Origin of the sequence: Streptomyces sp. NPDC057253 (assembly GCF_042669125.1) — a bacterium.
Taxonomy (GTDB): Bacteria; Actinomycetota; Actinomycetes; order Streptomycetales; family Streptomycetaceae; genus Streptomyces.
This window is the reverse complement of the sequence record NZ_JBHUXV010000011.1, coordinates 93,818-113,400: the sequence shown is the minus strand read 5'-3', so window position 1 is coordinate 113,400 and position 19,583 is coordinate 93,818. Positions and strand designations below refer to the sequence as shown.

The window sequence follows — 19,583 nt, the reverse complement described above, 5'->3', positions numbered from 1 at the left end:
CTCCGGCTCGCCTCTCGGGCCCGCTCAGCCCCCGAGCTCCGCGTGGGTCGAGCCCTCCAGCTCCGCGCGGGCGGACACGAAGGCCTCCACCGCGCGGTTCACGTCCTCGGTCGAGTGGGCGGCCGACAGCTGGACACGGATCCGTGCCTGGCCCTGCGGTACCACCGGGTAGGAGAACCCGATCACGTACACCCCGCGCTCCAGCAGCAGCTCCGCGAGCCGGCCCGCCCGGGAGGCGTCGCCGATCATCACGGGGGCGATGGCGTGGTCGCCGGGGAGGATCTCGAAGCCCGCCTCCGTCATCCGGCGGCGGAACAGGGCCGTGTTCTCACGCAGCCGCACCCGCAGGTCGTCCGCCGACTCCAGCAGGTCCAGGACCTTCAGGGAGGCCGCGGCGATCACCGGGGCGAGCGTGTTCGAGAAGAGGTACGGCCGTGAGCGCTGACGCAGCAGGGCGACGATCTCGGCACGGGCGGCGACGTATCCGCCGGAGGCCCCGCCGAGGGCCTTGCCGAGGGTGCCGGTGATGATGTCGACGCGGTCCATGACGCCGTGCAGCTCGGGGGTGCCGCGACCGCCGGGGCCGACAAAGCCGACGGCGTGCGAGTCGTCGACCATGACCATGGCGTCGTAGCGGTCGGCGAGGTCGCAGATGTCCTTCAGCGGTGCGACGTACCCGTCCATGGAGAAGACGCCGTCGGTGACGACCAACTTGCGACGGGCGCCCGCGGCCTCCTTCAACTGCCGCTCCAGATCGGCCAGATCACGGTTGGCGTAGCGGAAGCGGCGGGCCTTGGACAGCCGGATGCCGTCGATGATGGAGGCGTGGTTCAGCGCGTCGGAGATCACCGCGTCCTCGGGGCCCAACAGGGTTTCGAAGACACCGCCGTTGGCGTCGAAGCAGGAGGAGTACAGGATCGTGTCCTCCTGCCCGAGGAACGCGGACAGGCGTGCCTCCAGCTCCTTGTGGACCTCCTGGGTGCCGCAGATGAAGCGGACCGAGGCCATGCCGTAGCCCCAGCGGTCCAGCGCCTCGTGGGCGGCGGCGACCACCTCGGGGTGGTCGGCGAGGCCGAGGTAGTTGTTGGCGCAGAAGTTGAGGACCTCGCCCGGACGACCGCCCGAGGACACGTTCACGGTCGCGGACTGCGGGGTGTCGATCACGCGCTCGGGCTTGTGCAGGCCGGCGGCGCGGATCTCGTCGAGGGTGGCGCGCAGGTCGTCGCGCACGGAGTCGAACATCATGGGTCCCTTGGTCAGTTGGTCCAGTCGAGGATGACCTTGCCGCCGCGGCCGCTCGCCGCGTCGGCGAACGCCGCCTCGAAGTCGCGGTGGCCGTACTGGCCGGTGATCACGGGGGCGAGGTCGAGTCCGCCCTCCAGGAGGACCGACATCGCGTACCAGGTCTCGAACATCTCACGGCCGTAGATGCCCTTGATGGTGATCATCGAAGTGACGATCCGGGCCCAGTCGACGGGGAACTCCGCGGCCGGCAGCCCCAGCATCGCGATCCGGCCGCCGTGCGTCATGTTGGCGATCATGTCGCGCAGCGCCTCTGGCCGCCCGGACATCTCCAGGCCGATGTCGAAGCCCTCGCGCAACCCCAACTCCCGCTGCCCGTCGGAGATCTGAGCCTCCGCCACATTGAGTGCCAGGCTCACCCCGATCTTGCGGGCCAGCTCCAGGCGCTCCTCGCTGATGTCGGTGATCACGACGTTGCGGGCACCGGCGTGCCGGGCGACGGCCGCCGCCATCAGGCCGATCGGGCCGGCCCCGGTGATCAGCACGTCCTCCCCGACCAGCGGGAAGGACAGCGCGGTGTGCACGGCGTTGCCGAACGGGTCGAAGATCGCGGCCACGTCGAGCTCCACGGGAACCCGGTGCACCCACACATTGGCCGCCGGCAGGGCGACGTACTCGGCGAAGGCCCCGTCCCGGCCGACGCCGAGGCCGACGGTGGCCCGGCACAGGTGCCGCCGCCCGGCGAGACAGTTGCGGCACTTCCCGCAGACGAGGTGCCCCTCACCGCTCACCCGGTCCCCGACCTGGATCTCCGTGACATCGCGCCCGGTGTCGACGACCTCGCCGACGAACTCGTGCCCGAGGACGAGCGGGGTGCGGATCGCCTGCTGCGCCCAGCCGTCCCAGTTGCGGATGTGCAGATCGGTGCCGCAGATCCCCGTGCGCAGCACCTTGATCAGCACATCGCCGGGTCCGACGGCGGGCTCCGGGACGTCCGCGAGCCAGAGCCCGGGCTCGGCCCTCTCCTTGACCAGCGCCTTCACGCTACGGCTCCTGTGGGTACGAGGGGTGGGAACGCAAGCAATCTGCCGTACGACACGGTCCTGGTCCATCGAGGATTTCTTAAGCGGTGCCACAGCTCCGCTTCACGCCTGGGGCACGCGAGGCTCGCCGTGGGGGGGCGGGGTCAGTCCGGCCGGGCGTGCTGGTCGCGGGCGGGGAGCGGGGCGTCCGGGGTTTCGGGGTCGTCCGGGGTTTCGGGGCCGTCCGGGGTTTCGGGGCCGTCCGGGGTTTCGGGGCCGAGGTGGCCACCCCCGCCCGACCTGGTCCGGCGCGCGAAAGTCGATCTCCGGCGGGGAGCAGCGCGGCACCGCGCGGATGGTGTGTGCGACCGCCCGGCCACTCATCCCGGCCACCGCCGCCGTACGCGAAATCCAGCCCGGCGGAAGCCAGTCGACGCGCCGAGGCGGACCGCGTGCGAACCCGCGAGGCGGCTCATGCGGCGCCGGAGGACGTCGGTCCGCTCCAGCAGCGCGGCCGCGGCGACCGTCGTCCTCCGGGGCGGATTCCCGCATCACATGGTCATCGCGGGCCGATCGCGGAGAGAATCGACCGAGGGGGCCAGGTCCGCGCACCGCGGTCCCGACGCCCTCGCCCCGCACTCGGCCGACTGACCTGGAGCCGCTCATGACCACCGCACGGGACCTCGCGATCGTCGCTCTGGACGTGGCTTCCGGCCGCTCCGTGGAGCAGGGCGATCTTTCGCTCGCGCTCGCGGCGGCCGAGGTGCTCGACCTCCTGGACGCCGGGGCGATCACCCTGGACGAAGACCGGATCGTGCCGGGCCCGCAGGCGGCCACGGGAGACCGGCTGCTGGACGAGGCCAGCGCGTCGCTCGTCCGGCAGGAGCCCTACGAGACGGTGGAGGACTGGTTGTGGCGCCGGGGCCGCGAGCTTGCCTCGGCCTACGTCCACGACCTGGAGAAGATCGGGCTGACCAGCCGCCCGCGCGGCCGTCGCCTCCCGCTGCTCTCCGGCCGCACGGTGCCGGTCGACTCCCCGGCCCGCAGCGCCGCGGAGGAACGCCGGGCGTCGGGCGAGCCGATTTTCGCCGCCCTGACCGCCGCCGCCGGGGTGGCGGAGAAGGAACCGGAGTTCGACGAGAACGTCGTCGGAGAGGTGGTCACGACCGTGCTGGCCGCCGTCGGGGACGCGGTGATGGAGCTGGAGGCCGTCCGGCAGCGACGGGCGATCGAGAGCTCCGCCTTCGACAACGTCTGGCGCGGAGGGGTGTGACGCTCACAGGCGGGTGCCCCTCCCTGTGACGCTCACAGCGGGAACCCGTCGGACTCCCTCCGCTCCAGCCGCGCCACGAGTTCGGCCGCCGACGCCTTGATGGTCTCCAGGCCGGACTTCCCCCAGGTCCGCGGCTGCACGTCCTCGACGCACACGGTGCCGAGGACCATCCCGGTGGAGTCGATGAGCGGTGCGCCCAGATAGGACCGGATGCCGAACTCGTCGACCACCGGGTTGCCCGCGAAACGCGGGTAGTCGCGGACGTCCTCCAGGGCCAGCGCCTTGCGCCGGACGACCACATGGGGGCAGAACCCATGGTCGCGCTCCATGTAGCGGCCCACCTCCGGCTTGGCCTCGGCGCCGTCCGCCGGGGCCGGAGGGCGAGCGGCGGGAATCCTGAGACCGGCGAAGAACTGCCGTTGCTCACCGATGAAGTTGACCATGGCGTACGGCGCCCTCGTGCGCTCGGCGAGCCGCTCGGCGAAGGCGTCGAGCGCCGGCTCCGGATGCTCCCCGAGCCCCAGCAGACGCAGCCTTCGCGTCCGGTCCGGGGCCTCCTTGTCCTCCGGGGTGAGCAAGAGCCGACCGGCCGGGCGTGGTGGGTCGTAGCTCATGGGCGGCTTCCGTCGCTGTGGACGTCGGTCATATGCGGCTCCGTGGCGGTGTGTGCGAGGGTCACATGTGGGCGCCATGGCTCGGCGCGGGCGCCGGGCTGTGGGCGATGAGATGGCGGACGAGGGTGAGCAGGGTCTGCACACCCGAACTGGAGATCCGGGCGTCGCAGCGCACGATCGGGATCTCCGGCGGGAGGTCGATGGCGACGCGGACCTCCTCCGGGTCGTAGCGGTACCCGCCGTCGAACTCGTTGATCGCGACGATGAACCCGAGCCCGCGCTGTTCGAAGAAGTCGACCGCCGCGAAGCAGTCCTCCAGTCGGCGGGTGTCCGCGAGGATCACCGCGCCGAGCGCGCCCTCGGAGAGCTCGTCCCACATGAACCAGAACCGCTCCTGCCCGGGTGTGCCGAACAGGTAGAGCACATGTTCCGGATCGAGCGTGATGCGTCCGAAGTCCATGGCCACCGTCGTCTCGACCTTGTTCTCGATCCCGTCGAGAGAGTCGGTCGCGGCGCTGACCGTGGTGAGCAGTTCCTCCGTGCTGAGCGGGGCGATCTCGCTGACCGCGCCCACGAAGGTCGTCTTGCCTACCCCGAACCCTCCCGCCACCAGGATCTTCAGTGCGGTGGGGAAGGGGTCAGAGCTGTCGTCGTAGTCCATCGAGCACTGCCTCCAGAAGAGCCCGGTCAGTCGGGTTGTGGGTGAACTCGGGGGGCTTGGTGGTCAGCGCCCCGCAGTCGACGAGGTCGGACAGCAGCACCTTGGTGACCACCGCCGGCAGCTTCAGATGGGCGGCGACCTCGGCGACCGAGACGGTCGACCGGCACAGGTCGAGCGCCTGCGCGTGCTCGGGGCCGAGGTAGCCGATGGGGGTGACCCCGGTGGCCCGCACGTGCGACAGGAGGTCGAGCGCGATGGACGGCCGGGTGCGGCCGTTGCTGACCGTGAAGGGCCGCACCAGCCGCCCGGCCGCGTCGTCGAGCCAGGGCCCGTCGCCGGCCGCCGCCACGCTCAAGGCCTCATCGCCGGGGATTCGACGGCGTGCTGCCGGGGCGCGGTCACCAGGTAGGGGCGGACGCTCTTGACGAGCATCGCCATCTCGTAGCCGAGCACGGCGGCGTCGGCCTCGCGTCCCGCCAGGACGGCGAGACAGGTGCCGGAGCCGGCGGTGGTCACGAACAGCAGCGTCGAGTCGAGTTCGACGACGACCTGGCGGACGTCTCCGCCGTCGCCGAACCGGGCGCCCGCGCTGCGGCCGAGGGAGTAGAGGCCGGAGGCCAGTGCGGCCATGTGGTCGGCGCTGTCGACATCGAGGCCGTGGACCGACTTCACGAGCCCGTCGCAGGACAGCAGGACCGCGCTGCTGGTGTGCGGCACGCGCTGCACGAGGCCGCTCATCAGCCAGTCGAGGTCGGATACATGGCCGGTCGGCGCTTCGCTCGCCATGGTGGATCGACTCCTTGAGGTACGAAGGTCTGCGGGAGCGGTGGGGGGTGGGGTGAACGCGGGGATGCTCATCCGGCGGGTGCGCTCCCGTCGTGCCGGGGGGTGGTGCGGTCGGATATGTGGGGCCGCTCCATGGGGGTCACGTCTGCGGAAGCGGACCCGGTCGTGGGTGCGGCGGCATCTGTACGACCCGTGCCATGCCCGAAGTCGAAGTCGAACGCGGCAGAGGGATCGGGGGCCGGAACGGGACGCGACTCCAGGGAGGCGGAGGTTGTGTATGCCAGGCCCACGGGACCGGACTCCATGTGACCGGGCGCTGTGTGCGCCGAGCCCACGGGACCGGACTCGCTGTGGGTGGACGCCGTATGCGCGGAGCTCGGGAGGCCGGCCTCCATGGTGTGACCGGACGAGGTGTGCGCCGGGCCCACGGGGCTGGAATCCAAGCTGTGACTGGACAGGGTGTGCTCGGGACCCATGTGGCCGGGCACCGACCGGCCGGTGTGCTCGGACTCCGTGTGGGTCGAAGCCACAGGCACTGCCGGTCCCGATTCACCGGGGGCCGACTCCAGGTGCTGCTGGGCCTCGGCGAGGCTGATGCCGCGTTGGAAGGCCGCCATGAGTCCCGGGTCGTGGCCGGCGAGGTACTCGGGGTCCTGGCGGGGCGCGGGCCCGCCGCGCAGTTGGGGCACGATGTGCTCCTGGGCGCGGCGCCGGGGCAGTTGTGGCTTGCCCATGGTGCCCCGCACGGTCCCGGTTCGCGGGGTGGGAGGCGCGACCACGTGCTCCGCGACCAGCGGCCGATCACCGGGCCTGATCCCGGGCACGGCCTCGGCGGGATTGGGCCGCCCACCGCGCGCGCCACGCACCGGCAACGGCGCGGGCCGCCCGGAACGAGCCCCCTGCCCGGCCCGGTCGCGACCGGCCGAAGGCCCCGTCCTGCCGGCGTCCACTGCGCCGCCACCACCCGACGACCCAGCCTTGTCGGCGCCCACCGCGTAGTCACCGGCCGACAGCCCGGCCCCGTTTGCGCCCACTGCATTGCCACCGGTCGAGGACGCGCCACCGTCCGGCACGACTCCGTTGCCACCGGCCGAGGGCGCGACACCACCCGACACAACTCCGTTGCCACCGGCCGAGGGCGCGACACCACCCGACACAACTCCGTTGCCACCGGCCGAGGACGCGACACCACCCGGCACAACTCCGTTGCCGCCAGGCGACTGCCAACTCCCATCCGCCACACCCCGGTTGCTGACGGCCCCCGGTTCGATCCCGTTCGGCCCAGCTCCGCTGCCCCCGGCAGCCGACCCGATCCCATCCGTCCCCGAGCCACCGCCCTCCGACGTGAACCGGCCCTGCTTCAGCACAGCCCCGCCGGCCAACGCCCCCGAGCCACCGTTCAGAGAGGACCCACCGCTCGACAGGGCATCGCTCCCACCGGAACTCAGCCCACCGCCGTGCGACACACCCGCGTCACCGCCCAGCGAAGTCCTCTGGTCCCCGAGAGCGGCAGCCCCGCCACCGTCCGTACCGCCCGCCGGCGCCCCGACGCCCCCGGCCACACCTCCCCCACGGCCACCAGCGTCCGCCGCACGCCCGCTTCCCCCAGACCCACGCCCACCAATGCCCGACGCACGCCCGTCACCACCTGCCCCACGCCCCCCACCACTCGACGGACCTCCACCGCGCCCAGGCCCGCCCCCCTCACTCCCGGCCTCAGCCTCAGCCGCCGCCCCCCGCCCATTAACCGCACTCCCCGCACCCTGGGCCCCCGCCCCGCCGCCCCTCGCCATAGGCGTCACGTGGCCGTTGCGGTTCGTCGCCGCGCCGCCCCCGGCCTCACGCCGCCCCGGTTCGCCCCCGGGACGCAGCTCCGCAGGTGCTCCCCGGTGCCGTGCCTCGTGGCCGGGCCGCAGCTGGCCAGGACTCCGCGGCGGCACCCCGATGCCGGAAACCGCGGCCGTCCCCGCCCCCTCCGGCGACTGCGCGCCCAGCGCCCCCGGCGCCGACCCCAGCAGCACCTGAGGTACGACGAGAACCGCCTGCACCCCGCCGTAGATGTTGGTCTGGAGCCGCACATGGATCCCGTGCCGCTTGGCGAGCTGCGACACCACGAACAATCCGATGCGGCCGTCCGCCAGCAGGCTGGCCACATTCACCTGATCGGGGTCGGTCAACAGCGTGTTCATCCGGTGCTGTTCGGCGACCGGCATACCCAGTCCACGGTCCTCGACCTCGACCGCGAGCCCCGACGTCACGAGGTTGGCCCGCAGCAGCACTTGGGTGTGCGGCGCCGAGAACACCGTGGCGTTCTCGACGAGTTCGGCCAGCAGATGGATGACGTCGGCGACGGCGTGCCCCCGCAGCGTGCCGTCGATCGGCGGCACCAGTTTGACCCGCGAGTACTGCTCGACCTCGGCGATCGCCGAGCGCAGCACCTCGGTCATGGAGACGGGGTTGCTCCACTGCCGACGCGAGACGGCACCGCCGAGCACCGCGAGGTTCTCGGCGTGCCGCCGGATCCGGGTCGCGAGGTGGTCGACGTGGAAGAGCCCCTTGAGCAGGTCGGGATCCTCGATCTCGTTCTCCAGCTCGTCGAGAATCGAGATCTCCCGATGCACCAACGACTGAAGCCGCCGCGCGAGATTGACGAACACCTCCAGCTTCTGTTCGCTGCCGGCCTGGCTGGAGAGCTGGGCGGCCTGGACGACAGCCGTGACGGCCCCGTCGTGCGCCCGGGCGAGGTCCGCGGCGAGCAGCTCGAAGTCGTCGGCGTCGTCGGACGGACCGCTGCGCGGAGCCCGCCCCGGCGGGACCTCCCCGCGCCGCAACCCCTCGACCAGCGCCCGCAGATCGGCCTCGCGGCGCGCACTGCTGCGGCGCAGGTCGCCGACCCGGTCGCTCACCGTGCTGGCGGCTCGGTCGGCCGCCACCGCGGCGATCAGGATCCCCGCCAGCGTCACCGAGACCGCGCCGCCGAGGACGCACCACAGGACGAGGCCGGGCCGGGCCCCGGTGGAGCGGACGGTGAACAGGACGGCCGCGCAGCCGCTGAGGGCGACCGCGATCGGCGGGAGCACGGCCAGGCGCAACAACTGGGGCCGTATATGCGTCTCCGGCAGCGAGGGTGCGGGGCGGGCGACCTGCCGCCCGTGCCGCCCGCCCTCACGGCGGTCTGCGCGCGCGGCCGGTGCACGGAGGTGAGACATCGGTGTCCTTGTAGTGGTCCGTCGGTCCTGATGGCCGGTGGGCCCCGGGCTGACCCGCCCGGGCCGGCGGGCCGCGGCGCGCGCCCCTGCGGGCTGCCGGGCGGGGGGCGCGGGGGTGGGTGCGGCGGCGCGTTCGTCGGTCACCGGCGCCTCCCCTCCCTCCTCCCCGCCCCCGCGGCGGTGTGCCGTGGGCATGCGTCGTGGCGTACCGGTCGAGAGAACCGAATACTTCAACCCCTCGTCGCCCGGCGGACACTCACAGTAGTCGCCAACGCATCATGTGCGAGCGGCAGTTGACAAACTCCCCCGGGGAGCGTCCCTCTCTGGTATGAGGCCTCGCACGACAGACCGACAACCCGACCAACAGGGCACCCTCGAACGAGTGAATTCCGATCATCCCTGGTCAGATGCGGTCAGCAACGCACGGCCGACCCTCGGGACACACGCACGCCCCGGTCATCACATCAGCCGCTTTTCCGCGTACGACCGCCCCCGGAAGCCCCTCCGGAGCCTTGGCCCAAGCCTTCCCCACCGTCACTGAACGTGTCCGTCAGCCCTCAACGCCCCGCCCCGAAACGGCACCACCCACACCCCACGCCCCACATGGCCCACCCACGCCCCACGCCCCACATACCGGAAGGAGCGCAGCACGAAGGGGTGCCGCGCGCCCCCGGCGGAACCATCGCCCGCCGCGACCACCCGACACCCCCACACCACCCCGCGAAGCACTCGACCAGCGGCGCTCAGCCGTCAGCCGTCAGCCGTCAGCCGTCAGCCGTCACCCCTCAAGCACGGCCTCCGGTTCACCCGTGACCGTGGGCAGCGCGTCCCATCCGCCGGCCGGTGCCTTGGCCACCGCCCGCCACCAGGGGTCGACCACCGGAACCGCCGCCGGCTCGAACGGCTCACCCGGCCGGGGCGAAGCCATCGCGACCCCGGCCTTGTGGGCCAGCAGCATCGTGCGGTCGGCCGGCTCCGCCCAGGGATGCGTGGCCAGGTTGAACGTCCCCCAGTGGATCGGCAGCAGCACGCCCTGCGCCGCGTCCCCGCCCTGGAGGTCCAGATGGGACCGCAGCGCCTCCTCGGGGGTCATGTGGATGTCCGGCCAGAAGTCCGAGTACGCGCCGAGCTGGATCATGGTGGCGTCGAAGGGCCCGAAGGCCGCGCCGATGTCCTTGAAGCCGTCGAAGTACCCGGTGTCACCGCTGTGGTACACCCGGTGCTCCTCGCCGGCGACGACCCAGGACGCCCACAGCGTGTGCTGGGGTTGCCGCAGCCCGCGCCCGCAGAAGTGCCGGGCCGGTGTGGCCGTCAGCGTCAGCCCGGCGACCTGCGTCGACTCGTGCCAATCCAGCTCGCGCAGCCGGTCCGCGGACACCCCCCAGTGCTCCAGGTGCGCTCCCACGCCGAGCGGCACGGCGAACACGGTGTCCGTCCCGGCGAGTGCCTTGATCGTGGGCATGTCCAGGTGGTCGTAGTGATCGTGGGAGATCACGACCACGTCGACGGGCCCGAGCGCGGCGATCGGCAGCGGCACGGGGTGCAGCCGCTTGGGCCCGGCGAAGGGGAAGGGCGAGCACCGCTCACCCCAGACGGGGTCGAACAGCACCCGCCTGCCGTCGATCTCGGCGAGCACGCTGGAGTGGCCCATCCAGGTCAGCCGCAGTCCGGTGGCGGGGGGCTTGGACAGGTCGGCGAGTGTCGTGGGGTGGACCGGGATCCGGCCTTCGGGAGCCCGCCGGGGCCGGCTGTCGCGGTCGAAGTAGACCTTGGCGAAGTCCAGCGGCGACGCGTCGGGCCGCATCCGCGTGGGGTTTCCGCCCGGGTTCTGGAAGACGCCGTCCTTGAAGTGAGGGGATCTGCGGATGCGCGCCATGCGCTCACCGCTCGGGTCCGCACCGAAGGCCGCGGGCTGCACCGCGCGGAGCCCGGAGCTCAGGGAACGGAAACCGGTCACGGTACCTCCATGGGGAGAAGCTGAGGCATCCATTATGGTCCGCCCCACTGACAGTGCCGGGGTCTGTCCGGTCACATGTGTGAAGACGCCCGGGGAGCGCTCCACGTTGACACGGCGGACCAGGATGCCAATACTGACTCCCCGTTCAGTAACCGTCCATCGCCCCCGGAGCCCGTGTGACCACCCCCTTGCTGTCGCTCACCTGGACCGACCACGTCACCGGCCGGCGCGGCTTCCTGGTCGTCGACCGGCTGGTGCGGGGCGTCGCCAGCGGCGGTCTGCGGATGCGCCCCGGCTGCACGCTGGACGAGGTCACCGGGCTCGCCCGGGGCATGACCATGAAGGAGGCCCTGCACTACGACCCCGCCGCGCGGTACGTCCCGCTGGGCGGCGCGAAGGGCGGCATCGACTGCGACCCCCGGGACCCGGAGGCGTACGGCCTGCTCGTGCGGTACCTGCGCGCCATGCGGCCGTACGTCGAAAGTTGCTGGACCACCGGAGAGGACCTCGGCCTCAGTCAGGACCTGGTGGACCGGGCGGCCGCGGAGGCGGGTCTGGTCTCCTCGATCCAGGCGGTGTACCCGCTGCTCGACGACGAGGCCGCGGCCCGGCGGCGGCTCGCGGACGCCTTCGCCGTCGAGGTGGACGGCATCGGACTCGACGAACTGGCGGGCGGCTGCGGGGTCGCCGAGTCGGTGCTCACGGCCCTGGACCGGGCCGGGGTGCCGTACCCGGGCACGCGCGTGGCCGTTCAGGGGCTCGGCACCATGGGCGGGGCCACGGCCCGCTTCCTCACGCGCGCGGGGCTCACCGTGGTGGCCGTCGCCGACATCAAGGGCACGATCTTCAATCCGGCGGGCCTCGACATCGAGGCATTGCTCGCCGCCCGGGACTCCTACGGCACCGTGGACCGCTCCGTGCTGCGTCCCGCCGACCGTGAGCTGCCCGGCGACGCCTGGCTGTCGCTGGAGGCGGAGGTGCTGGTGCCGGCGGCGGTGTCGTACGCGATCGACACCGGCAACCAGGCACGGATCCGGGCCCGTTGGATCGTCGAGGCGGCCAACATGCCGGTCCTGCCCGCAGCGGAGGAGATGCTGGCCGGGCGCGGGGTCACCGTGCTGCCGGACGTGGTGGTCAACTCCGGGACGAACGCCTGGTGGTGGTGGACGCTGTTCGGCGACATCGGCGCGGACGCGGACGAGGCCTTCGCCCATCTACGGCGTTCCATGCGCGCCCTGGTCGAGCAGCTGCTGGCGCGGGCGGAGGCGGACGGCATCTCGCCGCGCGCCGCCGCGCACGCGCTGGTGGCGGACCGGCTGCCGGTGATCGCGGAGCGGTTCGGCTGGTACCGCTCACCTTGACCCGGCCGCTCGGTGTCCCGCCGGGCGACGGATTAAGGTGACCTTGTGGCAAGAGTGCGGTTGACGGTGGCCGAGCGGCGCGAGGAACTGCTGCGGGCGGCCATCGAGCAGATCGAGGCGCGGGGCGTGGCGGCCGTCAGGATCGCCGACGTGGCCTCGGCGCTCGGGGTGAGCAACGCCCTGGTGCTGTACCACTTCTCGACGAAGGAGAAGCTGGTCGCCGCCGCGTTCACCCATGCCGCCGAAGAGGACCTGGCCCACCTCCGCAAGCTCCTCGGCCGCCGCACCAGCGCGCTGCGCCGACTGCGCTCGGCCGTGCGCTGGTACGCCCCGACGGGCCAGGCCAAGGGCTGGCGGCTGTGGATCGAGGGCTGGGCGGTGGCACTGCGCGAACCGGCCCTCCAGGAGGTCACCCGCGACCTCGACCGGCGCTGGAAGGCGGCGCTGGCCGAGGTGATCGCCGAAGGCGTCACGGCGGGAGAGTTCCACTGCCCGGACCCCCAGGCCACGGCCCTGCGCCTCACCGCCCTCCTGGACGGCCTCGCCGTGCAACTGACGTCCTACGCCGGAGCGGTCCCCCGAACCCGGGCCCAGGAATGGGTGGAAGAGGCCCTGACCCGCGAACTGGGCCTGGACCGCCCCGCGTTGACGCCGTAGCTCTCCCGGCGGAGGTCGGCGTCCTCGCCGCGGCGCCGACCGCCGTCATCGCCGAAGGGCACCCGGGCCTGTTCGACCGGGCTCGCTGACTCGGGACACCGATCCGGGCACCCCTGAGCAACTCTTCGGCGTCGGGGCACGGCACTGCCGGACCTCGGTGGCTGCGGATCTCGTTCGCTGCCCAGCCACCGCCACCACCCCGCCTCGGCCCCCGCATCCCCGCGCACAACCTCTCGCGCCCCGCCACAGCCTCGGGTACGGCGCGCGATCCCTCACCGCACCGCGACCGTCCCCGGAAGCACGCACGCGTGGAGCCCTCTCGTGAAGCACGCGCGCGTGGAGCGTCCTCAAGCCACCGAAGCGATCCGCGTCTTGATGTCGTCCGGCGACAGCACGCCCTTGGCCGTCACATGGTCCCCGGAGGACTCCCCCCGCAGGCGGCGGCCGATCCACGGCACCAGGTACTCCCGGGCCCAGTGGACGTCGTCGCGTCGCACGTCCAGCGTGCCGCGGGGCGGCAGCGGGGGCCATGCCTGGTCCGGGTCGGCCGGGACTTCGAGGCCGAGGACCTGGCCCGCGCGCAGCGCCACACGCGTGTGGCCCTCCGGAGACAGGTGCAGCCGGTCGCCGTCCCAGGCCCGCCGGTCCTGGATCGTCTTCAGGGACCACAGGTCGAGGACCGGGCAGCCGTACCGGTCGGCGATGGCCCGCACATGCCCGTTGTACGTGGCGATCTTGCCGCGCAGATGCTTGAGCACGGGCACGCCACGGGTGTCGAAGCCGGTGGTCACCATGACGGTGCCGCACGCCTCGCTGAGCCGGGCGACCGCCCGCTCGAAGCGCTCGGCGACCTCGTCGGGGTCGGTACCGGGCCGGATGATGTCGTTGCCGCCGGCGCAGAACGACACCAGGTCCGGTGCCAGTTCGACGGCCTGCGGAAGCTGGTCCTCGACGATCTGGTCGAGCAGCTTCCCGCGCACGGCGAGATTGCTGTACCTGAAGTCGCCCTCGGGCCGCCGGTCCGCGAGCAGCACCGCGAACCGGTCGGCCCAGCCGACGAACGCCCCGTCGGGGCCGGGGTCGCCGACGCCCTCGGTGAAGCTGTCCCCCACCGCCACGTACGACCCGATCACTGATCTGCTGTCATTCTTCGAATCGTCTGCCACAGCAGTTCATGATTCACCTTCGAATGTGACCTACGCGACCGTAGGAAAGGCTTGACGGTCGGTGAGATAAGCCACTCCTAAAGTGTTCGCCAAACAAGGAATAGGTCCCTCGTCACGGCTGTTGACGGTGCGATCGCCATACCCGGAAGTCATTGATCCGGAAGTGGCTCCAGGTGGTGCGGAACGCGAAGTGGCCACTCGTGTACGGCTCCGGATCGGCGTAGTCGAAGACGAGCCGCCCGTTGTTCCACCACTCGACCCCGGAGCCGTCGGAGACGATCCGCACCCGGTTCGGCCGGTTCGCGACGAGCAGCGGCTCGGTGTAGTCGTAGATCAGCGGCCGCACCCCGGCCTCGCCGACGTAGCGGCGCAGCCGGGTCGTGGTGTTGGTGTTGGCGCCGTAGCCGACGTAGTACGTCCTGAGGTAGTCGTACTCGGCGAGCGCCCCGCCGCGGGTCGTGGCGAAGATGTCCCCCGGGGACCGGACGTCGACCGCGTTCCAGAAGTTGTTGAGGTCGGAGACGCGGTCGTTGACCCCGCCCTCCGATACCGGCGTGGCGGTGTACTCGACGACGTACGGCCCGTCGAGCCGCTGCTTGAACCAGATCGTCGCACCGGCGGGCACGTCGACCTCCAGGGTCCCGCGCCTCGCGGTGACCGTGCCGCCCTTCTCCAGCTCGACGGCCCACTGTCCGAGACCGTGGCGGAAGTCGTCGTGGGCGACGAGGCGACGGTGACGGGGCGAGGCGCTCGCGCCGGCCGCGGGGCCGAGAGCGGTCAGGCCGACACCTGCGACGAGAGCTCCGAAGGCTCTGCGGGTGGTCGTCACGTCAGGGGGCTCCTTTCGGGTCGGATAGGCGCGGCAGGCAGCGCGGAACGCGGCGGAGCCGAACGCGGCGTCGCTGGCGGCCCGGTTCACCGCAGAAAGCGCTTACGCGGCAACGGAGTTCACTGTGTCCCCACCCTCCCCTCCCTGTCGACGCCCCGAGCACCCCCGCCACAAGAACGCAATGAAGGGACCATGAACGCGCAGACACCCACGCGGAACCCCTCCCCACGCAACACCGAAGGCCGGACCCGGGGATCGGGGTCCGGCCTTCGGTGGCTCAGGGGCGGGGGTCAGCCGACGGCGACACCCTTGGAACGGAGGTAGGCGACCGGGTCCACGTCGGAGCCGTAGTCCGGCGTGGTGCGGATCTCGAAGTGCAGGTGCGGGCCGGTCACGTTGCCGGTGGCGCCGGAGAGGCCGATCTGCTGACCCTCGGTCACGGTCTGGCCGGCCGAGACGGAGAGCTGCGAGAGGTGGGCGTACTGGGCGTAGTAGCCGTCGTTCAGCTTGATGACGACCTGGTTGCCGTAGGCGCCGCCCCAGCCCGCGGAGACGACCGTGCCCGCGGCGACGGCCTTCAGCGAGGTGCCGGTCGGGACGACGAAGTCGACACCGGTGTGGTAACCGCTGGACCACATGCTGCCCGCCACGCGGTACCCGGTGCCGATGGTGGCACCGGTGACCGGGAGGGTGTAGCCGCTGGAGCTGGTGGTGGCGGCGCTCCGGGTCGCGGCCGTCGACTTCGACGACTTCGCCTCCGCCTTCTCCGTCTTCGCCGAAGACGACTTGGAGGAAGACGACTTCGGGGACGACGACTTGGCCGAGGACCCGGTCTTCGCCTTGCCCGTGGTCGCCTTCTTGCCGATCGACAGCTTCAGGCCGGGGTGGATGAGCGAGGGGTCGTCACCGACGGCCTCGCGATTGTCGGCGTAGAGCTTCTTCCAGCCACCGGCGACATTCTGCTCGTCGGCGATCTTCGAGAGATAGTCACCGACGCGCACCGAATAGACGCGCACGGTCGAGGCCTTCGCGGCGCTCTTCTTGGCGGCGGTCTTTTCGGCCGACTTGTCGGCGGCCTTCTGCGCGACCGGAAGCGACTGAACGGCCTTTTCCGACACGGACTGCGAGGTGGCGGCGTGAGCGCCGGTGGCCCCCATGAGCGGGAGGGCGAGCGCGGCACCCCCGGTGCCGGCGACGGCGATCGAGCGGGTGAAGCGCTGGGACTTCGGGCGGCGGTGCTTACCCTTCGCGGGCATGGCGAATCCCTCTCCGGCGCCTGCGAGGTGAGCTGTCGGGTGCGAGCTGGAGATGCCCGGCCGCGTCGGGACGCGACTAAACCCCAAGCCTGTTCCGGAGACCGGAACAGGCGGTACTGCCTGTGGGTCCCCCGCTCCTGCCGTGCACGGGTGAGTGTGTGCGGAATCCGTTCGGCGGCAGGATTGGGCGTCCGACCGGATCGGTGGCGAACGTAAACGAGCAAGACGCAAAGGGACAAGTGAGAGGTTCCCCGTGAATGCGTTCCTGTTGATCCCTTATGAGAATTACCGGTCACCCTGCGTGAATCGGACGCCCGCCACAGACGCAAATCGCCTTGGAAACCACGCGAATTACGTGAACATGACGGGCGACGCACCGTCACCGTTATGACGCTCCTCACGTCACGAATTCACAGGATCCCTTTCCCCGGGAGGAGTTGGAAAGAATCCAGCAATTCGGACAGAAGCCCTAGATGCGGCGCAGCCGGAGAACTGCCGCATCCAGGTCGCCCCGCAAACCGGTGCGAAGTCCGTGATGCAGCAATACGGCCCCTCGGTGAACTTCGCCCGTTTCGAGGCATTCGTACGACGCCGTCGGGTCGAGTCCCCGCAGCCGCACCGCCGGTACGGGTTCCCCGTAGTGCTGGGCCTGAAGCCACGCGAGCACGACCGCCTCGCCCCCGCGGACGTACTGCACCGCGCTCAGCCCGCCCCGCGGAGGCCGCAGCCGGTAGAGCTCGCCGTGCTGCACCAGCGGGCGGATCTCCTTGTAGAGCTCCACCCAGCGGCGGGCCTCGGTGAGCTCCCCCTCGGTCCACTCCGTGAGGTCGCCGCCGACCCCGAGCACCCCGGCCATGGAGCTGACGAACCGGAACCGCAGCGAGCTGACCCGGTCGTTGAGCTGGGTGTTGGGGCTGTCGGTGACCCAGGCGGCCATCACGCGCGCGGGGTGGATCTGAGTGAAACCGTGCTGGATGGCGAGGCGGTCGAGCGGGTCGGTGTTGTCCGAGGTCCACACCTGGTCGGTGCGGCTGAGCACCCCGAGGTCGATCCGGCCGCCGCCGCCCGAGCAGGACTCGAAGGCGACACCGGGGTGGGCCGCGCGCAAGCGGTCCAGCAGGGCGTAGAAGCCGCGCACATGGTCCACCCACAGCCGCTGCGGGTAGGGGTCACCGGGCCAGCCCGCGTCGGTGAAGCAGCGGTTGAAGTCCCACTTCACGTAGTCGATCGGGGCGCTCGACAGCAGGGCGTCGAGCTGCTCCCACAGATACTCCCGGACGTCCTCGCGCGCGAGGTTCAGTACGAGCTGATTGCGGAACTCCGTCCGCTTTCGTCCCTCTTGGTACTGCACCCAGTCCGGGTGGGCCCGGTACAGCTCGCTGTCCGGGTTGACCATCTCCGGCTCGACCCAGATGCCGAACTGCATGCCGAGTGTGTGCACGTAGTCGCCGAGCGGCTTGAGGCCGTTCGGGAAGCGGTCGGGGTTGGGAGCCCAGTCGCCGAGGCCGGCCCGGTCGCTCGTGCGGGTGCCGAACCAGCCGTCGTCGACCACGAACAGCTCGACGCCGGCAGCCGCGGCCCGCCGGGCGAGGGCCTCCTGCTGCTCCTCGGAGATGTCGAAGTTGGTGGCCTCCCAGGAGTTGAACAGCACGGGCCGGTCCTGCTCCGCGTCCGGGATGACGTACGCGCGCTGGTAGGCGTGCCAGGCCCGGCTCGCGCCGCCGAAGCCGCCGTCGCTCCAGAGTCCGGCGAAGACGGGGGTCGTGAAGGACTCGCCCCCGGCCAGGCTCAGCAGGCCGGACTCGTCGTAGCCGGCGCCGCCGGTGATCTGCACGCGCGCGTCGGGGAGTTGGGCGACCGCGATCCGCCAGGACCCCGACCAGCCGAGCGCGACCCCGTAGACCTCGCCGCGCTCCTCGGTGGCGTCGGTGTCGAGCGCGACCCAGGGCAGATGCTGGTGCCCGGTGTGACCGCGACGGCTGCCGATGACCTTCTCGCCGTAGGTGAGCGGGGTCTGGGCGAGCAGGGACTCGGCGGCCCAGCGGCCGTGCAGCTGGGAGAGCCGCCAGCCGTCCTCGCGGTCGGGCAGGGTCCAGGTCGCGGAGTCGGCGCGCAGCAGCTCCAGGGGGTCGGGTCCCTCATTGTCCAGGGTCACCCAGCGCTCCAGGACGTCATGGCGCATCCGGTAGTGCAGCGTGATGGCCAGGCCGCCGTCACGGAACCGCAGCCGCAGCTCGTCGCCCTCGGTGTCGTAGGCCTCGAAGCCCCACTCGGTGCCCCGCCGCTCCTGCGTGCGCACGGACAGGGCGGGGCGGGTGAAGCGGGGGCCGCCCTCGACCGGGTACTCCTCGCGCCCGTCGAGCTGGGACTCGAAGGGCCAGTAGCCGGGCAGGGTGCGGTCGGTCAGGGCCTCGGCGTCGGCGAGGGCGATGCGCGGGCCCCAGTGCAGGTGCAGCAGCTCGTCCTCGGCGGTGAGGTGCAGGGCGTAACTGCTGGCCGGCCCGGACAGAATCCACGTACGGCCGTTCTCGGCGATCTCCAGCATGGTGTTCCTTACAGATTCGAACAGGTGCCAACAGGTGCACTCAGGCCCCAACATCATCAATGGCCGTGGGCTCCTGCTGCAACGGCTGTGGACAACTGATTGCCAGGCCTGTGGACAACTCATTGCCCCAGGAACCCATGTCGTATCGTCGAGAGGTGCCCGTCGACGAGCAGCGCCGGCGGTGCCCGGCTGGGAGGAGCCCCCGTGACGCAGCAGATCCCGTCGACCGAACCCGAGCTCGCCGGTGTCCGCAATTTCCGTGATGTGGGCGGACTGCCGACGACGGACGGACGGCGGGTGCGGTACGGGGTGCTGTTCCGCAGCGGTCACCTCGCGCACGCCACCGAGGACGACGCGGCCTTCCTGTCCTCGCTCGGGCTGCACACGATCTTCGACTTCCGCAACGCGGCGGACCAGAAGCTGGAGGGTCCGGACGTCGACCTGCCCGGGGTCACCAATGTGAACCTGCCGCTGAGCGACCCGGCGGAGGGCACCTGGTTCTGGAAGATGGTCCGGGACGGCGACATCGAGCAGCTGCGCGAGCTGCTCGGCGACGGCAAGGCCGCGGCGCGGATGACCAACTCCTACCGCACGATGATCAAGGAGCGCACCGGCGAGCACTCCCAGGTGCTGCACTCGCTCGCCGAGGACAGCGTTCCCGCCCTCATGCACTGCGCGGCCGGCAAGGACCGCGCGGGCCTGTCGATCGCGGTGACCCTGCTGGCGCTGGGCGTGGAGCGCGAGGCGATCGTCGCCGACTACCTGGAGTCGAACGCCAAGCACCGCCGCTACAAGGTCCGCCGCACCAGCACCTCAGCCGACGCCTACTCCCCCGAGGTCATGGAGCTGCTCAGCCCGCTGTTCGAAGCGCGCGCCGAGTATCTGACGGCGGCCCTGGAGACCATCGAGGAGACCTGGGGCAGCGTCGAGGTGTACCTGGAGGAGGGGCTCGGCCTCACCCCCGAGATCCGCGAGCGGCTGCGGGAGCGGCTGCTCGACTGAGGC

At 71.5% G+C, this 19,583-nt stretch carries 16 protein-coding genes and 1 riboswitch; of the genes, 4 read left to right on the top strand and 12 right to left on the bottom strand.

Annotated features, from left to right (window positions below):
- Window positions 1–24: 24 nt before the first annotated feature.
- Together ACFULQ_RS08930 and tdh are read right to left on the bottom strand one after the other, a co-directional pair.
- The gene (locus ACFULQ_RS08930; RefSeq protein ID WP_383540253.1) at window positions 25–1,242 is read right to left on the bottom strand and encodes a glycine C-acetyltransferase; all 1,218 of its coding nucleotides are present in this window, start codon (window positions 1,240–1,242) and stop codon (window positions 25–27) included.
- Window positions 1,243–1,256: 14 nt separating this feature from the next.
- On the bottom strand, window positions 1,257–2,285 hold the full coding sequence (gene tdh / locus ACFULQ_RS08925; protein WP_383540158.1) for an L-threonine 3-dehydrogenase: 1,029 nt from the start codon (window positions 2,283–2,285) through the stop codon (window positions 1,257–1,259).
- A gap of 643 nt (window positions 2,286–2,928) precedes the next feature.
- On the opposite strand from tdh, the gene ACFULQ_RS08920 reads away from it, so the two are divergent.
- Window positions 2,929–3,537: a GPP34 family phosphoprotein gene (locus ACFULQ_RS08920; RefSeq protein ID WP_383540155.1), complete on the top strand. Its 609-nt coding sequence runs from the start codon at window positions 2,929–2,931 to the stop codon at window positions 3,535–3,537.
- Window positions 3,538–3,569: 32 nt separating this feature from the next.
- Here the strand turns inward: ACFULQ_RS08920 and ACFULQ_RS08915 are convergent, their stop codons facing one another.
- The 6 genes from ACFULQ_RS08915 to ACFULQ_RS08890 form a co-directional block, all read right to left on the bottom strand.
- Entirely contained in the window at window positions 3,570–4,151 is a 582-nt protein-coding gene (locus tag ACFULQ_RS08915) for a GAF domain-containing protein (RefSeq protein WP_383540152.1), read from the bottom strand.
- A 61-nt stretch (window positions 4,152–4,212) separates the two neighbouring features.
- Window positions 4,213–4,812: an ATP/GTP-binding protein gene (locus ACFULQ_RS08910; protein ID WP_383540150.1), complete on the bottom strand. Its 600-nt coding sequence runs from the start codon at window positions 4,810–4,812 to the stop codon at window positions 4,213–4,215.
- Window positions 4,790–5,161 carry a DUF742 domain-containing protein gene (locus ACFULQ_RS08905; RefSeq protein ID WP_383540250.1) on the bottom strand — a complete coding sequence of 124 codons (372 nt, stop codon included), beginning with the start codon at window positions 5,159–5,161 and terminating at the stop codon, window positions 4,790–4,792. Before ACFULQ_RS08905 ends, ACFULQ_RS08910 begins: the two co-directional genes overlap by 23 nt.
- Window positions 5,162–5,163: 2 nt before the next feature.
- The gene (locus ACFULQ_RS08900) at window positions 5,164–5,598 is read right to left on the bottom strand and encodes a roadblock/LC7 domain-containing protein (RefSeq protein ID WP_123764475.1); all 435 of its coding nucleotides are present in this window, start codon (window positions 5,596–5,598) and stop codon (window positions 5,164–5,166) included.
- A 68-nt stretch (window positions 5,599–5,666) separates the two neighbouring features.
- Entirely contained in the window at window positions 5,667–8,807 is a 3,141-nt protein-coding gene (locus ACFULQ_RS08895) for an ATP-binding protein (protein WP_383540146.1), read from the bottom strand.
- Window positions 8,808–9,585: 778 nt separating this feature from the next.
- Window positions 9,586–10,764: an MBL fold metallo-hydrolase gene (locus ACFULQ_RS08890; RefSeq protein WP_383540143.1), complete on the bottom strand. Its 1,179-nt coding sequence runs from the start codon at window positions 10,762–10,764 to the stop codon at window positions 9,586–9,588.
- 176 nt (window positions 10,765–10,940) lie between these two features.
- On the opposite strand from ACFULQ_RS08890, the gene ACFULQ_RS08885 reads away from it, so the two are divergent.
- Together ACFULQ_RS08885 and ACFULQ_RS08880 are read left to right on the top strand one after the other, a co-directional pair.
- Window positions 10,941–12,125 carry a Glu/Leu/Phe/Val dehydrogenase dimerization domain-containing protein gene (locus ACFULQ_RS08885; RefSeq protein WP_383540140.1) on the top strand — a complete coding sequence of 395 codons (1,185 nt, stop codon included), beginning with the start codon at window positions 10,941–10,943 and terminating at the stop codon, window positions 12,123–12,125.
- 45 nt (window positions 12,126–12,170) lie between these two features.
- On the top strand, window positions 12,171–12,782 hold the full coding sequence (locus tag ACFULQ_RS08880; protein WP_383540138.1) for a TetR/AcrR family transcriptional regulator: 612 nt from the start codon (window positions 12,171–12,173) through the stop codon (window positions 12,780–12,782).
- Window positions 12,783–13,129: 347 nt separating this feature from the next.
- Here ACFULQ_RS08880 and ACFULQ_RS08875 read toward each other — a convergent pair whose 3' ends face one another.
- The 4 genes from ACFULQ_RS08875 to ACFULQ_RS08860 form a co-directional block, all read right to left on the bottom strand.
- Window positions 13,130–13,915, bottom strand: coding sequence for an SGNH/GDSL hydrolase family protein (locus ACFULQ_RS08875; RefSeq protein WP_383540247.1), 786 nt, complete (start codon window positions 13,913–13,915; stop codon window positions 13,130–13,132).
- Between the two features lie 145 nt (window positions 13,916–14,060).
- Window positions 14,061–14,777, bottom strand: coding sequence for a DUF6250 domain-containing protein (locus ACFULQ_RS08870; RefSeq protein ID WP_383540136.1), 717 nt, complete (start codon window positions 14,775–14,777; stop codon window positions 14,061–14,063).
- Between the two features lie 290 nt (window positions 14,778–15,067).
- Window positions 15,068–16,033, bottom strand: coding sequence for a peptidoglycan DD-metalloendopeptidase family protein (locus ACFULQ_RS08865; protein WP_383540133.1), 966 nt, complete (start codon window positions 16,031–16,033; stop codon window positions 15,068–15,070).
- A gap of 2 nt (window positions 16,034–16,035) precedes the next feature.
- A riboswitch (cyclic di-AMP (ydaO/yuaA leader) is annotated at window positions 16,036–16,200 on the bottom strand.
- Window positions 16,201–16,502: 302 nt separating this feature from the next.
- Window positions 16,503–18,578 carry an alpha-galactosidase gene (locus ACFULQ_RS08860; protein WP_383540130.1) on the bottom strand — a complete coding sequence of 692 codons (2,076 nt, stop codon included), beginning with the start codon at window positions 18,576–18,578 and terminating at the stop codon, window positions 16,503–16,505.
- A gap of 204 nt (window positions 18,579–18,782) precedes the next feature.
- Here ACFULQ_RS08860 and ACFULQ_RS08855 point away from each other — a divergent pair, with 204 nt between their 5' ends.
- Window positions 18,783–19,580, top strand: coding sequence for a tyrosine-protein phosphatase (locus ACFULQ_RS08855; protein ID WP_383540128.1), 798 nt, complete (start codon window positions 18,783–18,785; stop codon window positions 19,578–19,580).
- Window positions 19,581–19,583 lie beyond the last annotated feature (3 nt).

Coding starts and splice junctions, on each gene's coding strand:
- ACFULQ_RS08930 (WP_383540253.1), bottom strand. CDS start 1,242: ATGTTCGACTCCGTGCGCGACGACCTGCGCGCCACCCTCGACGAGATC.
- ACFULQ_RS08920 (WP_383540155.1), top strand. CDS start 2,929: ATGACCACCGCACGGGACCTCGCGATCGTCGCTCTGGACGTGGCTTCC.
- ACFULQ_RS08915 (WP_383540152.1), bottom strand. CDS start 4,151: ATGAGCTACGACCCACCACGCCCGGCCGGTCGGCTCTTGCTCACCCCG.
- ACFULQ_RS08910 (WP_383540150.1), bottom strand. CDS start 4,812: ATGGACTACGACGACAGCTCTGACCCCTTCCCCACCGCACTGAAGATC.
- ACFULQ_RS08900 (WP_123764475.1), bottom strand. CDS start 5,598: ATGGCGAGCGAAGCGCCGACCGGCCATGTATCCGACCTCGACTGGCTG.
- ACFULQ_RS08895 (WP_383540146.1), bottom strand. CDS start 8,807: ATGTCTCACCTCCGTGCACCGGCCGCGCGCGCAGACCGCCGTGAGGGC.
- ACFULQ_RS08865 (WP_383540133.1), bottom strand. CDS start 16,033: ATGCCCGCGAAGGGTAAGCACCGCCGCCCGAAGTCCCAGCGCTTCACC.
- ACFULQ_RS08860 (WP_383540130.1), bottom strand. CDS start 18,578: ATGCTGGAGATCGCCGAGAACGGCCGTACGTGGATTCTGTCCGGGCCG.